Genomic DNA, 13,869 nt, shown 5'->3' with positions numbered 1-13,869 from the left:
CCCGGGAGTCCCTGTCACCCCTGCGGGGCGCATGGGGAACAATGGTCGGGTGACCAGGCCCGCCTCCACCCGTGCCGCCCGTCTCGACCAGGTCTGCGCCGCCGCCGTCGAGGTGGCCCGCGCCGGCATCACCGAGGTGGGCTCCGACGATGTCGGCGACCACCTGCAGGTCGTTGCCGAGGGTGATCGGCTGGTCACCCACTACTTCGAATGTCGCCTCGCCGGCTACAACGGCTGGCGCTGGGCGGTCACCGTCACCCGGGTGCCGCGCAGCAAGACGGTGACCATCTGCGAGACGGTTCTGCTGCCCGGCCCGGACGCGCTGCTCGCGCCCGGCTGGCTGCCCTGGCAGGAGCGGCTCAAGCCGGGCGACCTGGGTCCGGGTGACCTGCTCCCGACCTCGCCCGACGACGATCGACTGGTCCCCGGTTACCTGCTCTCGGACGACCCGGCGGTCGAGGAGACGGCTTGGGAGTTGGGCCTCGGGCGCGCCCGCGTGCTCTCCCGGGAGGGTCGCATCGACACGGCGCAGCGCTGGTACGACGGTGACCACGGCCCCGCCGCCGCCATCTCGTCCGCCGCACCGGCCGCCGCCCGCTGCGGCACCTGCGGTTTCTACCTGCCGCTGGCCGGTGCGATGCGGCAGGCGTTCGGGGCGTGCGGCAACTTCTACGCCCCCGACGACGGCCGGGTGGTGAGCGCCGACCACGGTTGCGGCGCCCACTCCGAGACGCTGATCGAGGCGGCCGAGACCGCTGTCGACGAGCTGCCCACTGTCTACGACGACAGCGCGGTGGAGGCCATGTCGGTCAGCCGGGCGCCGGGCTCGGTGGAGACCGCTGAGCCGGCGGAGCCGTACGGGCACTCCTGATCGTCCGCGCCGGAGTGCTCCGGCGCGGCGGCCGGCTCACCTCGCGCGGCGACGTCGTCGGTTGGCGTCGTGCCGCATCATCACGGCGAGGCCCGGGAAACCCCACAGGAAACCGGCGAGGCAGGTCCAGAGCCAGTTCTGGTGACCGTGGTCGGTCAGCCAGCCCCGGAAGAAGATCAGCAGGACCAGCCCGGCCACCGCCCACGCGATCAACCCGGCGAGGGCGAACGGCACCATCGGCGGATCCAGTGGTGCGGGCCGCGGTGGCTGCTCGTTCGGCATTCGGCAAGCGTACGGGATCTACTTCCCCTGCCCATCGACGATCTGGGACGATGCGCGCGACAACTGGAAGATCACCTGCGAGGACCCGATGGCAGTAGCGCCGCCCGAGAACGGCACACCTCCCAACCCCGCTCACCCGCGTAACGGTTTCGACCGGTTCTTCGAGATCTCTGCCCGTGGCTCGACGTTGAGCCGTGAGGTACGCGGTGGCCTGGCGACCTTCTTCACGATGGCGTACATCGTGGTGCTCAACCCGCTGATCCTCGGCGGTGCGGTCGACGGTGACAACAAGAGCCTCCCGATTCCCGCGCTGGCTGCCGCGACCGCGCTCGTCGCCGGTCTGATGACCATCCTGATGGGTGTGGTCGGCCGGTTCCCGCTGGCGCTCGCCGCCGGTCTGGGCGTCAACGCCCTGGTGGCGTACGAGATCGCCCCCGAGATGACCTGGGCCGACGCGATGGGCCTGGTGGTGATCGAGGGTCTGATCATCGCGGTGCTGGTGCTGACCGGTCTGCGCACCGCTGTCTTCCGCTCGGTGCCGACCCAGATGAAGAGTGCGATCGGGGTCGGCATCGGTCTGTTCCTGACCATCATCGGCCTGGTGGACGCCGGCTTCGTCCGACGCATCCCGGACGATGCCAACACCACCGTTCCGGTCGGCCTGGGCATCGGCGGCAAGCTGGTGAGCTGGCCGATGCTGGTCTTCGTGGTGGGCCTGCTGATCACGCTGGTGCTGGTGGTCCGTCGGGTGAAGGGCGCGATCCTGATCGGCATCCTCGCCTCGACGGTGCTGGCGGTGATCGTGGAGGCGATCGGCAACATCGGCCCGTCGTTCGTCAACGGTCAGCCCAACCCGAAGGGCTGGTCGCTGAACGTGCCGGAGTTGCCGAAGTCGGTGGTCGACCTGCCGGATCTGTCGCTGCTCGGCAAGTTCAACGTGTTGGACTCGTGGGGCCGGGCCGGCTGGCTGGTCGTACTGATGTTCATCTTCACGCTGTTGATCACGGACTTCTTCGACACCATGGGCACGATGGTCGCGGTCGGCCAGGAGGGTGGCCTGCTCGACGAGCAGGGCACCCCGCCGAAGGCCAAGGAGATCCTGCTGGTCGACTCGATCGCGGCGGCGGCCGGCGGTGCGGCCAGCACCTCCAGCAACACGTCGTACATCGAGAGCGCCGCCGGTGTCGCGGAGGGTGCCCGGACCGGTGTGGCCAACCTGGTCACCGGCGCGCTCTTCCTGCTCGCGATGTTCCTGGCGCCGCTGGTGGTGATCGTGCCGTTCGAGGCGGCGTCGACGGCCCTGGTGGTGGTCGGGTTCCTGATGATGACCGCGGTGCGGACGATCGACTGGTCCGACTACGAGATCGCCATTCCGGCCTTCCTCACCATCGTGTTGATGCCGTTCACCTACTCGATCTCCAACGGGATCGGCGCTGGTCTGATCACCTTCGTGGTGGTCAAGCTGGCGCGGGGCAAGGCCCGGGAGGTGCACCCGTTGCTGTACGGGGTGGCCGCGCTCTTCGTGCTGTACTTCCTGCGTGGGCCGATCGAGTCCCTGGTGCTCTGAGGCACGTTCGGGCGGGGAGTCGATCGGGATTCCCCGCCCGTACCATTCGAATCCCCCTCGTGAGCCTGGTCATAACGGATGTCGTTAGCCATGCTCATTAGTTAAGCTAACTACTGTGACGGAGCGGACGGTGACGGCGGAACGCGTGCCACCGGCGCAGCTGGCTCCCCAGCTGCGTGATGCGATCACCCGACTCAACCGGCGGGTCCGACAGGCCCGACCGGTCGGCGACCTCACGGTCACCCAGGTCTCCGCGCTCACCAGCCTGCGGCTGGCGGGCGCGATGACACCCCGTGAGCTGGCCGACGTGGAACGGGTGCAGCCGCCGACGATGACCAAGATCGTCGGGAAGCTGGAGGACCGCGGCCTGGTGCGGCGGACACCCCATCCGACCGACGGGCGGCAGGTCATCCTCGCGGCGACCGAAGGAGCGCAGGCCGTGCTCGACCAGTTCGAGCGGGCCCGCGACGAATGGCTGGCCCACCGGCTGGCCGCGCTCGACGAGGACGAACGGGAGACCCTGCAGAGGGCCGCCCAGATTCTTCAGCAGCTCGCTCGCGCCTGAGCCGCGCCCGCGCCACCGGGTCCGTGCCGTCACCTGTCGATGACGCGTACGTCCGAGGAGGCGCACCAAGAGTGCAGGCGAAGCTGAGCACGATGTTCCAGTCCCTACAGGTCCGCAACTACCGGCTCTTCGCATCCGGGCAACTGATCAAACTGATCGGTGTCTGGATGATGTTCATCGCCCAGGACTGGCTCGTCCTCGACCTCTCCGACAACTCGGCGACCGCGCTCGGCGTTGTCACCGCCTGCCAGTTCACCCCGGTGCTCCTGCTCACCCTGTTCTCCGGCCGGCTCGCCGACCGGTACGACAAGCGGGTGCTGCTCTTCGTCGCCAACGCGTTCTGGAGTGTGCTGGCGCTCGGCATGGCGGTGCTGGTCCTCACCGACCTGGTGCAGCTCTGGCACGTCTTCGCCTTCGCCGCGCTGCTCGGCACGGCCAACGCCGTGGAGACCCCGGTCCGGCAGGCGTTCGTCTCCGAACTCGTCGGCACGCCGCTGCTGCCCAACGCGCTGTCGCTGAACGCCGCCGTGTTCAACTCCGCGCGGATCGTCGGCCCGGCCGTCGCCGGCCTGGCGATCGCCGCGTTCGACGTGGGCCCGGTCTTCCTGTTCACCGCCCTCAGTTCGGTCGCGCCCCTGGTCAACGTGGTCCGGATGCGGACGGCCGACCTGCATCGCGAGGCCCTGCTGCCGCGCGACGAGCGGGCGTCCGCACGGGTCGTCGATGGGCTGCGGTACGTGTTCCGTCGCCCCGACCTGCTGCTGCCGATGGCTGTCATGTCGGTGATCGGCATGTCGCTGTTCAACTTCCAGCTCACCCTCGCCGCGCTGGCGAAGACGGTCTTCCACACCGGTGCCGCCTCCTTCGGCCTGTTCAGCACGGCGCTGGCCGTGGGCGCGCTCGGCGGCGCGCTCAGCGGCACCGGTCGGCGCAGCCGGCCGTCCGTCTGGCTGGTGCTCGGCGCGGCGATCGCCTGCGCCAGCTTCGGCACCCTGGTCGGCCTCGCCTCGACGTACTGGCTGGTCGTGGCCCTGCTGGTGCCGACCGGTTTCTTCATGGTCTTCTTCGCCCAGGCGGCCAACCAGCGGGTCCAGTTGGGCGTGGACGCGGCCTTCCGGGGTCGGGTGATGGCGCTGTGGGTGCTGGTGTTCCTGGGCACCAACCCGGTCGGCGCGCCGCTGATCGGCTGGGTCGCGGAGCACTACGGTGCCGGTGCCAGCATCTGGATGGGTGGGCTCATCTCGCTGGCCGCCGCGGTGATCGCCCTCACCTGGCAGCTGCGCCACTCCGGTGCCCGGCTGCGTTTCCGGGTGCTGCCGATGCCCCGCTTCTACGTCACCTCCACCGACTGCTGAGGTTTACCACCGGCTCCGGCCGCGTCCGGTTGCGCGGATGACGTGGATGCGGCCAAACCGCTGGCGGGGTGGCACGGTGGGGCTTAGCGTCGATGCGTGGGGATCGGACACGCGCTGATGCTGGCCCTGGCGTTCCTCGCCGTGGCCACGCTGCCGGCGGCGTTCGCCCTGATCTTCTGCTACGACGAGATCCTCGACCGGGTGGTCTGCGGCTGGTCCGAGTGGCGTGACCGTCGCCGGGAGAGGCGCACGATCGCCACCCTCGACCGCGCCATCGAGGCCGACGCGCTGACCCGCGACATCGACCTCAGCGAGTTCGACAGCGTCGACCGCCGGCCACTTGAGCAGATCGCCGCCGACCTGCGTCGTCTCGGCGGTCAACGGGTCGGCGGCAGCGGTCGCTCGATGGTCTGGGACAGCGCGCTGCTCCGGGCGTACGACGACCGGCTTCGTCTCGCCTGCCGCGCCCTCGGCATCGCCGAGCACCTCGCCGAGCTGGAGGGCGTCGACCAGGAGATCGAGCGGGTCCGGGTGGAGGGCGTGCTGCACGCTGCCGGTCTGGCTCTTCCGGCGGCCCGCTGCGGGCAGCGGCAGCGGCACCGCTGACCCGCCCGCCCGTCGGTCACGTCCCGGTGGCCTGGGCAGCGGGTTGGGATCCGGTGTGCAGCACCGCGCGGCCCTGCTCGGCGGCGCGGACGACGCTCTCACTGATGAAGTCGAGGAAACGGGCGATGTTCTCCAGTCGGGCGGCGGCGGGGGTCTGCGGGCCGAGGATGGCGACGCCCTGGCGCGCAGTTGCGACGAGCTGGTCGTTGGCCCGGGCGCTGGCGATCGTCGCCTGATAGAACAGCTCGTCGTCGACCACGTAGCGGTCCCGGCGGCGTTCGTCGCGTTCGCGGCGGACGAGGCTCTGACCCTCCAGGAAGGTGATCGCCTTGGAGATGGACGCCGGGCTGACCTGGAGGCGTTGGGCGAGCTGTGATGCGGTGAGGCTGGCCGAGTCGGTGATGAACAGGTGGGTCAGGACCCGAGCCGCCATCTTGGGCAGGCCGGAAGCCATGAGGACCGTGGTGAACGTCTCCCCGTACTCCGCCAGGGCCCGGGCGTCACGTCCATGCTCCTGAGGTAGCGCGGTGGCCCCCGGTGAGGTGACTGCCCTGCGCCGCTGGGCGCGACGTTCGGTGGCGCGGTGGGCCAGCTCGGCGCGGTAGGCGGTGGGGCCGCCGTTGCGCATCACCTCGCGGGTGACTGTGGACGTGGGACGGTCGAGGCGCCGGGCGATCTCCGCGTAGGGGAGGCTGTCGATCAGCCCCAGCGCGATCTGCTGGCGCTCCTGCTGACTGAGTCTGCCTCCCGGCATCACGATCTCCCCGGTGATTCCTCGGCGCGTCCGCTGACTGCCCCACCATAGCGTTCACCCTCCGGCTGTTGCAACGGGTGCGGCTTCGTTGTTGCGTTAAATCTAGCATCGTTGCAACAGTTTATGTGCTGTGAACTGCTGTTATGTAATCCCATAGCAACGGCTTAGTTGCCAGTCTTCGGAAAGCAACGTAGCGTTTCCTGTGTCAGAAAGAGCTGCGAACGCAGGAGAACACGATGCAGACGTTCGACACCCCCGCCCCCATCTCGGCCGTCCTCGACATCCCCGCCGGACGGATCCAGTTGATCGCCGCAGACCGCGCCGACACCGTCGTCGAGGTTCTGCCCACCGACGCCTCGAAGAGGCGCGACACCAGGGCCGCCGAGCAGACCACTGTCGCCTACACCGACGGCGTCCTGCGGATCACGGCCCCAGCCTCCGGCAACCCGCTCGTCGGCCCGGCCGGGTCGCTCGAGGTGACCGTTCAGCTCCCCGCCGGCTCCACGATCAAGGCCAGGACCGCCAGTGCCGAACTTCGCGGCGTCGGGCGTCTCGGCGACATCGCCTTCGACGGGGCGTACCGCCAGATCAAGATCGACGAGGTCGCGAGCCTGCGGCTCACCGCGATCGACGGCGACGTCGAGATCGGCCGGCTCAACGGCCCCGCGGAGATCAGCACCGCTCGGGGCGACATCCGGATCGCCGAGGCCGTGAGCGGCGCGGTCGTGCTCAGCACCCAGTCCGGCGACATCTCGGTCGCTGCCGCCGCCGGCGTCTCCGCCGTACTCGACGCCGGCACCGGCCACGGTCGGGTCAGCAACGCCCTCAAGAACCACGGCGCCACGACGCTCGACATCCGCGCCACCACCTCCCAGGGCGACATCACCGCCCGAAGCCTCTGAACCCCACCACGACCACCCGACAGGAGTACGACATGAACCCAGCTACCAGCTCCCCGTGGACCGGAATGGTGTCGGTCGACGACACGGCCCTGGCCGTCACCGACAGCGGTGGCCCCGGCCTCCCGGTGGTCTACCTCAACGGTCAGTGCGCCACCCAGGGCTACTGGCGGCGGGTCATCGCCGAACTGGGCGCCGAGTTCCGGCACATCACCTACGACGAGCGGGCCCGCGGCAGGAAGTCGGAGCGCTCAACCGACTACTCGTTCGAAGCTGCCGTCCGGGACGTCGACGCCGTGCTCGCCGCCCGGGGGGTGGCCCAGGCGGTGCTGGTTGGCTGGTCCTACGGAGCGGTGGTCGGGGCGCACTGGGCCAACCGGAACCCGGAGCGTGCCCTGGGCGCGGTCCTGGTCGACGGTGCGTTCCCGCACGACTGGCTCGACGAGGCCATGGCGCAACGGATCCGCAGGATGTTCCGACGGATGAACCTGTTCATGCCGCTGCTCCGCCCGACCGGCCTGACCCCACGGATGAACGCGAACCAGATGGCGGACAGCAACATCGAACTGGGCGAACTCTCCCGGGAGCGCGAACTGGGCCCGGTGCTGGACGCCATCAGCGTCCCGGTGCGGTACGTCGTCGCCTCGGGAACGTCCCTCGGCAGTCGCGGGGACGAGCAGGAGCAGATCCGCGCCAGCCTCGACGCGGTGACCGCCCGCAACCCGCACATCACGATCGGAGCGAAGGTCGCCAGCAACCACGGTGCGATCCTCAAGAAGGACTTCCGCGCCGTCGCCGAAGCGGTACGCGGAGTCGCCGCCCTCAGCCGAACCGCACGAAGGACCCTCAACGAGGGTGCGTAGCCGGGCGCTACCCCGCGCCGATCTTGCAGTTCCGGTGGCCGAGATAGGCGGATTGCCCGATGAGTCCCGACAGAAAGTGCAAGATCGCGGGGCGCGAGCGTGTCGCTCGGGGGCTGAGGTTCGAACGCGCGTGTTGACGGGTGACGCAAGGTCACCCGTCAACACGAGGCGTCAGGAAGATTCGCGGGCGGCCGGGCCGCTGCCGAAGAGCACGTCGTCCCAGCTCGGCAGCCGCTTGCGTGGCTTGCCGTTGGCGTCGGTGGACTCGCCGCCGGTGGCCGCCGCGGCGCCCGTGCGGCGGGGCCGCAGCACCGCCAGCGACGGCACGGCCGGCACCTCCTTGGGCGCGTCCGAATCGTCGTCGAAGGCCGAGCCCTGGCCACCGCCGAGCAGCGCGGCAGCGCCGCCACCGACCGGCCGCTGCCGGGGCGCGTCCGACCCGGCCAGGGCAGCCGGGGTACGCGGCTCCAGCCCGCGACCCGACGAACCGCCGAGCGGGCGGTCCAGGGAGGCCAGCAGGGCGTCACGGCCGGCCCGGATCGGATCACGGCCAGGGCGCGGGTGCTCGGACGCCGCCGGCAGACCGTGCCCGCCACGACTCGGCTCACCGCGCGACGGGCCCGGCAGGGCGTGCCCGCCGCGCTCCGGTGCCGGCTCCTGACCGAGGATCGGCGTGGGCCGCTCGGCGCACAGGTACTGCGCCATGTCGTCGTGCGGCGTGACCACCTGCCGGGCCTTGTCCATGTCCCAGATGGCCTGCGCGGTGGCCTTGCCCGACGGCCAGGTGGCGATGATCCGCCAGGTGCCGTCGTCGCGCCGGTACGCGTCCCAGGAGATCTTCTCGGTGTCGATGCCGTGCTGGCTCAGCCGGCCGTTGACCACCTCGGCGAGCGGGGTGGGCTTCTCCGCGCCCTTGAGGCGGGTGCGCCGGGCGTGCTGGGCGAGCATCGCCCGCTCCTGCAACACCGGGCCGGCATAGCGCAGCACCCGGTCGACCGGCACACCGGCGATCCGGGCGACGTCCTCCGCGGACTCACCCGAACGGATGCGGGCCTGGATGTCCCGAGGGGACAGTGAGGGAACCGGGTCGACGGTGCTCGGTGCCACCGCGAGCGGCGGGGCACCCGGCTCGGGGTGCATCACGCCGGCGATGCGTTCGTCGATGGGCAGGGCGAGAAGGCGCCCGACCTCGTCGGCGAGCACCAGAGCCTGGCCGTCCTCGGAGAGGGCGACGAAGCGTACTGGGCGCATAACGTTGCCTCCGTCCCGCTTCGCTGGCCGCACACCACGAGTCGGCCACCCAGGCGTCTCGGACCACCGTACGCGCATCTGTCTCGGGGTGGGGGAAGCGACACCCCGCATGTCGTGACTGAGCTGCGGCGATGATCACGGTCGGTGTCCGTGGAGGCCCCAACGGACACCGACCGTGACGAACGTCAGAGTCGCTCGACCACGTAGTCGATGGACGCGGTGAGCGCCTCGACATCGGCCGGCTCGACGGCCGGGAACAGCGCCACCCGCAGCTGGTTGCGACCGAGCTTGCGGTAGGGCTCCGTGTCCACGATGCCGTTGGCGCGCAGCGCCTTGGCGATCGCCGTGGCATCCACCCCGTCGGCGAAGTCGATGGTGGCGACCACGTTGGAGCGCAGCGCCGGGTCGGTGACGAACGGGGTGGCCACGCTGGACCGCTCGGCCCAGCCGTAGACCGCTGCGGCGCTCTCGGCGGTGCGCTTCGCCGCCCAGGACAGGCCGCCCTGCGCGTTCATCCAGTCGGTCTGCTCGGCGGCCAGGAAGATGGTGGCCAGCGCCGGGGTGTTGTAGGTCTGCTCCAGCCGCGAGTTGTCGATGGCGGTGACCAGGTCGAGGAAGGCGGGGATGTAGCGCCCGGACCCCTTGATCTCGGCGGCCCGCTCCAGTGCGGCCGGGGACATCAGGGCCAGCCACAGACCGCCGTCGGAGCCGAAGCACTTCTGCGGGGCGAAGTAGTAGACGTCGGTCTCACCGACGTTGACCTCCAGGCCACCCGCGCCGGAGGTCGCGTCGACAAGCAGCAGCGAGCCCTCGTCGGCACCGGCCACCCGGCTGATCGGGACGGCCACACCGGTCGAGGTCTCGTTCTGCGGCGTCGCGTACGCATCCACGCCGGACTCGGCGACCAGGGTCGGCGCGGTGCCCGCGTCGGACTTGCGGACGGTCGGCTCACCCAGGAACGGGGCGTCCTTGACCGACTTGGCGAACTTGGCGCCGAACTCGCCGAAGCTGGCGAACTGGGCCCGGTCGCGAATCAGGCCGAAGGTGGCGACCTCCCAGAACGCGGTGGTGCCGCCGTTGCCGATGATCACCTCGTAGCCCTCGGGCAGCGAGAAGAACTCGGCGATGCCGGAGCGCAACCGGGCGACCTGGTCGCGGACCGTCTTCTGCCGGTGCGAGGTGCCGAGATAGGTGGTCGCGACCTCGGCGAGGGCGGACACCGCCTCCGGGCGGACCTTGGACGGGCCGCAGCCGAAGCGTCCGTCGGCGGGCTTGATGTCATCGGGAATCCGGATGATCGGTGCGTCAGCCACGGTCTTGAAGATCCTTCCGCAAGGGCGAGGGCGGGCCCGGCGACACTGCCGGCCCTCATCCTCGCACCCGGACCGGACGACGATGGGCGGGGTCCCGGCGGTCGGTCTGAGTCCTTCGCCACAGTCGGCGCCGGTGACCGACGACAACGACCATTGCGCGACCCACCGCATGGACAAGGGCCCTTCCTCGACACCGCGCGTCGAGAAAGGGCCCTTGTCGACCAGCTCAGACGCCGTGCGGGATGGCCGCCCAGCCCTCGACGTCGGACGGCTTGCGGGTCTCCGGGCCCATGTAGCGGGCGGACGGGCGGACCAGCCGCTGCAGGCGCTTCTGCTCCAGGATGTGCGCGCTCCAGCCGCCCATCCGGGCGCAGGTGAACATCGAGGTGAACATGTGCGCCGGCACCTCGGCGAAGTCCAGCACCACAGCCGACCAGAACTCGACATTGGTGGCCAGCACCCGGTCCGGGCGGCGGGCCTGAAGCTCGGCGAGGGCGGCCTTCTCCAGCGCCTCGGCGATCTCGAAGCGCGGGGCGCCCAACTCCTTGGCCGTACGCCGGAGCACTCGGGCGCGCGGGTCCTCGGCGCGGTAGACGCGGTGGCCGAAGCCCATCAACCGCTCACCGCGGTCGAGGACGCCCTTGACGTAGCCCTCCGCGTCGCCGCTGCGCTCCACCGCCTCCAGCATGCTGAGCACCCGCGACGGGGCGCCGCCGTGCAACGGGCCGGACAGGGCGCCGATGCCCGACGAGATGCAGGCAGCCGCGTCCGCCCCGGTGGAGGCGACGATGCGAGCGGTGAAGGTGGACGCGTTGAGGCCGTGCTCGGCGGCCGAGATGAAGTACGCGTCGACTGCCTTGACGTGCCGCGGGTCCGGCTCGCCGCGCCAGCGCTTCATGAACCGCTCGACGATGGTCTGCGCCTTGTCGATCTCCTTCTGCGGCACCGCCGGCAGGCCGAGGCCGCGGGCGGACTGGGCGACGAAGGAGAGCGCGGTCACCGAGACCCGGGCGAGATCCTCACGGGCCTGCTCGTCGGAGATGTCCAGCAGTTGGTTGAGACCCCAGTACGGGGCCAGCATGGCGACCGCGGACTGCACGTCGACGCGGATGTCACCGGAGTGCACCGGCACCGGGAACGGCTCCGCCGGCGGCAGGCCCGGCCCGAACCGGCCGTCGACGAGCAGTGCCCACACGTTGCCGAACGACACCTGGCCGATCAGATCCTCGATGTCGACTCCGCGATAGCGCAGCGCGCCGCCCTCACGGTCAGGTTCGGCGATCTCGGTCTCGAAGGCGACGACGCCCTCCAGCCCGGGTTTGAAATCGGCCATGTCGCTCTCCTGGATCTGGTCGGTGCGCCCGATCGCTCATCCGGCCCGGATCGGCCGAGCGCCTTAGGCGACCCTCAGGGATGTGTTCGCAACATACTGCCTGCTGAGTAAGGGATACGCGACCCGCTGCGACTGTGCTGCACGCGACATCCCCGGACGCGCATTCTCCGTCCGGCTCGGTGAGACTGGGCAGGGCGGGCTGGTCAGCGCTGGAGGGTGCTGGCGGGGCCCCCGAGAAGGAGTGGGGACGTGACGGGCGACACACCCGCCCCGGCCGCGATGCGTAACGAGTACGCCGCGGACCTGGGCCTGACCGAGGCTGACCTGGCCGCCGACTGGCACACCCAGTTCGACGGCTGGTTCGCCGACGCGGTGGCCTTCGGGCTGCCCGAACCGAACGCCATGGTGGTGGGCACCGCCGACTCGGCCGGCCGGCCGAGCGGGCGGACGGTGCTGTTGAAGGGGTACGACCCGGAGGGCTTCGTCTTCTTCACCAACCACCTGTCGCGCAAGGGCGTCGAGGCGACCGCCAACCCGTACGCCAGCCTGGTCTTTCCGTGGTTCGCCATGCAGCGTCAGGTGGTGGTCGCCGGACGGGTCACGCCGGTCGACCGCGCCACGAGCGAGGCGTACTTCGCCAGCCGGCCGCGCGGCTCCCAACTGGGTGCCTGGGCCAGCCCGCAGTCCCAGGTGGTGTCGGATCGGGCGGCGTTGGAGCAGCGGTACCAGGAGGCGGTCGAACGGTTCGCCGATCAGGCCGAGATCCCGACCCCGTCGCACTGGGGAGGGCTGCGGGTCCAACCCGAGTCGGTGGAGTTCTGGCAGGGCCGGGCCGGCCGGTTGCACGACCGGCTGCGCTTCCGCCGCCTCGACGAGGGTGGCTGGATCGTCGAGCGGTTGGCGCCGTGACGGGTGTGCGGGAGACCCGGCCGCACGCAGCGCGCCGCTGGGCGATCGACGTGCGTCCGCTGCGGGTTCCGGCGTACCGCCGGCTCTGGCTCGGCAACACGGTGGCGATGTTCGGCTTCCAGTTCACCGCCGTCGCGGTGCCGGTGGAGATGTACGCCCTGACCCGGGACTCGTTCTGGGTGGGCCTGCTGGGCGTGGCCGCCTTCGTACCGTTGCTGGTCTTCGGGCTCTGGGGTGGCGCGGTCGCCGACGCCCGTGACCGGCGTGCGGTGCTGCTCGGCGGCTCATTGTTGCTCTGGGCATCCACTCTCGGGCTGCTGCTCCAGGCGGTGCTGGACGTGGGCAGCCCGGTGCTGCTGCTGGCGTTGATGGCGTTGCAGTCGGTGGCCTTCGCGATCAGCTCGCCGGCCCGCAGCGCCATGCTGCCCCGGCTGGTGCCGGAGAACCTGGTGGCGTCCGCCACCACCCTGAACTACACGACCTTCACCGCCGCCTCGGTAGCCGGCCCGCTCGCCGCCGGTCTGATCCTCTCCGCCTCGTCGGACACCACTGTGGTCCTGCCGATCGCCTACGGGCTGGACGCGGTGCTGTTCACCGCGATGCTCTGGGCGGCGCTGCGGCTGCCCTCGCTCCCGCCCGAGCCCAGCGCCGACGGCCAGGTTCGGCGTGCCGGTCTGGCCAGCGTCGTCGACGGGTTCCGCTACCTGGCCACCACCCCGGTCCTGCTGCTGTCCTTCGGGGTGGACCTGATCGCGATGATCCTCGCCATGCCACGGGCCCTCTTTCCGGAGATCGCGCACGAGCGGTTCGGTGGCGGTGGCTCGGTCGGTCTGCTCTACAGCGCCATCGCGATCGGTTCGATGATCGGTGGGTTGACCTCCGGATGGATCGGCCGGCTCCGCCGGCAGGGGCTCGGCCTGGTGCTCGCGGTGGTCGGCTGGGGCCTGGCGATCGCCGCGGCCGGATTGGCCCACCAGCTCTGGTTGATGGTCGTGCTGCTCGCCGTGGCCGGTGCCGCCGACCTGATCAGCGCGGTGCTGCGTCAGTCGATGCTGCTGGTCTACGCGCCGGACCGGATGCGCGGCCGACTCCAGGGCGTGAACACGGTGGTGGTGGCGGGTGGCCCACGCCTGGGTGATCTGCGCGCCGGCACCATGGCCGCCGGGTTCGGCGGCGGGGTGGCCTGGGTGGCCGGTGGGCTCGCCTCCGCGGCGCTCGTGGTGGTGCTCGCCGTCGCGTTCCCGGCGCTGCTGCGCTACCGGGCGGCGACGGCGTCGAGCGACAACCGGACCTGACCGGTT

14 protein-coding genes are annotated in these 13,869 nt (G+C 70.7%); 9 read left to right on the top strand and 5 right to left on the bottom strand.

The window, feature by feature from the left end; all coding sequences use genetic code 11:
• The first annotated feature begins 31 nt into the window (after positions 1–31).
• Positions 32–871 carry a DUF3027 domain-containing protein gene (locus AB0877_RS01645; protein WP_366605680.1) on the top strand — a complete coding sequence of 280 codons (840 nt, stop codon included), beginning with the start codon at positions 32–34 and terminating at the stop codon, positions 869–871.
• A gap of 36 nt (positions 872–907) precedes the next feature.
• Here AB0877_RS01645 and AB0877_RS01640 read toward each other — a convergent pair whose 3' ends face one another.
• Positions 908–1,153: a DUF2530 domain-containing protein gene (locus AB0877_RS01640; RefSeq protein WP_091395273.1), complete on the bottom strand. Its 246-nt coding sequence runs from the start codon at positions 1,151–1,153 to the stop codon at positions 908–910.
• An 88-nt stretch (positions 1,154–1,241) separates the two neighbouring features.
• Here AB0877_RS01640 and AB0877_RS01635 point away from each other — a divergent pair, with 88 nt between their 5' ends.
• The 4 genes from AB0877_RS01635 (at position 1,242) to AB0877_RS01620 (ending at position 5,246) form a co-directional block, all read left to right on the top strand.
• Positions 1,242–2,720, top strand: coding sequence for an NCS2 family permease (locus tag AB0877_RS01635; protein ID WP_366605678.1), 1,479 nt, complete (start codon positions 1,242–1,244; stop codon positions 2,718–2,720).
• A gap of 115 nt (positions 2,721–2,835) precedes the next feature.
• The gene (locus AB0877_RS01630; RefSeq protein WP_366605676.1) at positions 2,836–3,285 is read left to right on the top strand and encodes a MarR family transcriptional regulator; all 450 of its coding nucleotides are present in this window, start codon (positions 2,836–2,838) and stop codon (positions 3,283–3,285) included.
• Between the two features lie 71 nt (positions 3,286–3,356).
• Complete coding sequence (locus AB0877_RS01625) at positions 3,357–4,640, top strand: MFS transporter (protein WP_366605675.1); 1,284 nt, start codon at positions 3,357–3,359, stop codon at positions 4,638–4,640.
• Between the two features lie 96 nt (positions 4,641–4,736).
• Positions 4,737–5,246 (top strand): hypothetical protein, encoded by a 510-nt coding sequence (locus AB0877_RS01620; RefSeq protein WP_366605674.1) that lies wholly within the window; start codon positions 4,737–4,739, stop codon positions 5,244–5,246.
• A 16-nt stretch (positions 5,247–5,262) separates the two neighbouring features.
• Here the strand turns inward: AB0877_RS01620 and AB0877_RS01615 are convergent, their stop codons facing one another.
• Entirely contained in the window at positions 5,263–6,000 is a 738-nt protein-coding gene (locus AB0877_RS01615) for a helix-turn-helix domain-containing protein (protein ID WP_366605672.1), read from the bottom strand.
• Positions 6,001–6,236: 236 nt separating this feature from the next.
• Here AB0877_RS01615 and AB0877_RS01610 point away from each other — a divergent pair, with 236 nt between their 5' ends.
• Both AB0877_RS01610 and AB0877_RS01605 read left to right on the top strand, forming a co-directional pair.
• A complete protein-coding gene (locus AB0877_RS01610; RefSeq protein ID WP_366605670.1) occupies positions 6,237–6,902 on the top strand; it encodes a DUF4097 family beta strand repeat-containing protein in 666 nt (221 codons plus the stop codon).
• A 32-nt stretch (positions 6,903–6,934) separates the two neighbouring features.
• Positions 6,935–7,762, top strand: coding sequence for an alpha/beta hydrolase (locus AB0877_RS01605; RefSeq protein WP_366605668.1), 828 nt, complete (start codon positions 6,935–6,937; stop codon positions 7,760–7,762).
• A gap of 171 nt (positions 7,763–7,933) precedes the next feature.
• On the opposite strand, the gene sepH is transcribed toward AB0877_RS01605, so the two are convergent.
• The 3 genes from sepH to AB0877_RS01590 all read right to left on the bottom strand — a co-directional run bounded on the left by sepH (position 7,934) and on the right by AB0877_RS01590 (position 11,659).
• The gene (gene sepH / locus AB0877_RS01600; protein ID WP_366605667.1) at positions 7,934–9,013 is read right to left on the bottom strand and encodes a septation protein SepH; all 1,080 of its coding nucleotides are present in this window, start codon (positions 9,011–9,013) and stop codon (positions 7,934–7,936) included.
• A 185-nt stretch (positions 9,014–9,198) separates the two neighbouring features.
• Positions 9,199–10,326, bottom strand: coding sequence for a phosphoserine transaminase (serC, locus tag AB0877_RS01595; RefSeq protein WP_366605665.1), 1,128 nt, complete (start codon positions 10,324–10,326; stop codon positions 9,199–9,201).
• 226 nt (positions 10,327–10,552) lie between these two features.
• Positions 10,553–11,659 (bottom strand): citrate synthase 2, encoded by a 1,107-nt coding sequence (locus AB0877_RS01590; protein ID WP_091395245.1) that lies wholly within the window; start codon positions 11,657–11,659, stop codon positions 10,553–10,555.
• 279 nt (positions 11,660–11,938) lie between these two features.
• Between AB0877_RS01590 and pdxH the strand changes: the two genes are divergently transcribed.
• Both pdxH and AB0877_RS01580 read left to right on the top strand, forming a co-directional pair.
• Complete coding sequence (pdxH, locus tag AB0877_RS01585) at positions 11,939–12,568, top strand: pyridoxamine 5'-phosphate oxidase (RefSeq protein WP_366606163.1); 630 nt, start codon at positions 11,939–11,941, stop codon at positions 12,566–12,568.
• Positions 12,565–13,863, top strand: coding sequence for an MFS transporter (locus AB0877_RS01580; RefSeq protein WP_366605663.1), 1,299 nt, complete (start codon positions 12,565–12,567; stop codon positions 13,861–13,863). The genes pdxH and AB0877_RS01580 overlap by 4 nt, the downstream gene beginning before the upstream one ends.
• Positions 13,864–13,869: the final 6 nt, after the last annotated feature.

The organism is Micromonospora sp. NPDC047644 (genome assembly GCF_040704315.1).
GTDB lineage: Bacteria > Actinomycetota > Actinomycetes > Mycobacteriales > Micromonosporaceae > Micromonospora.
This window is presented reverse-complemented; position numbering and strand designations above follow the sequence as displayed.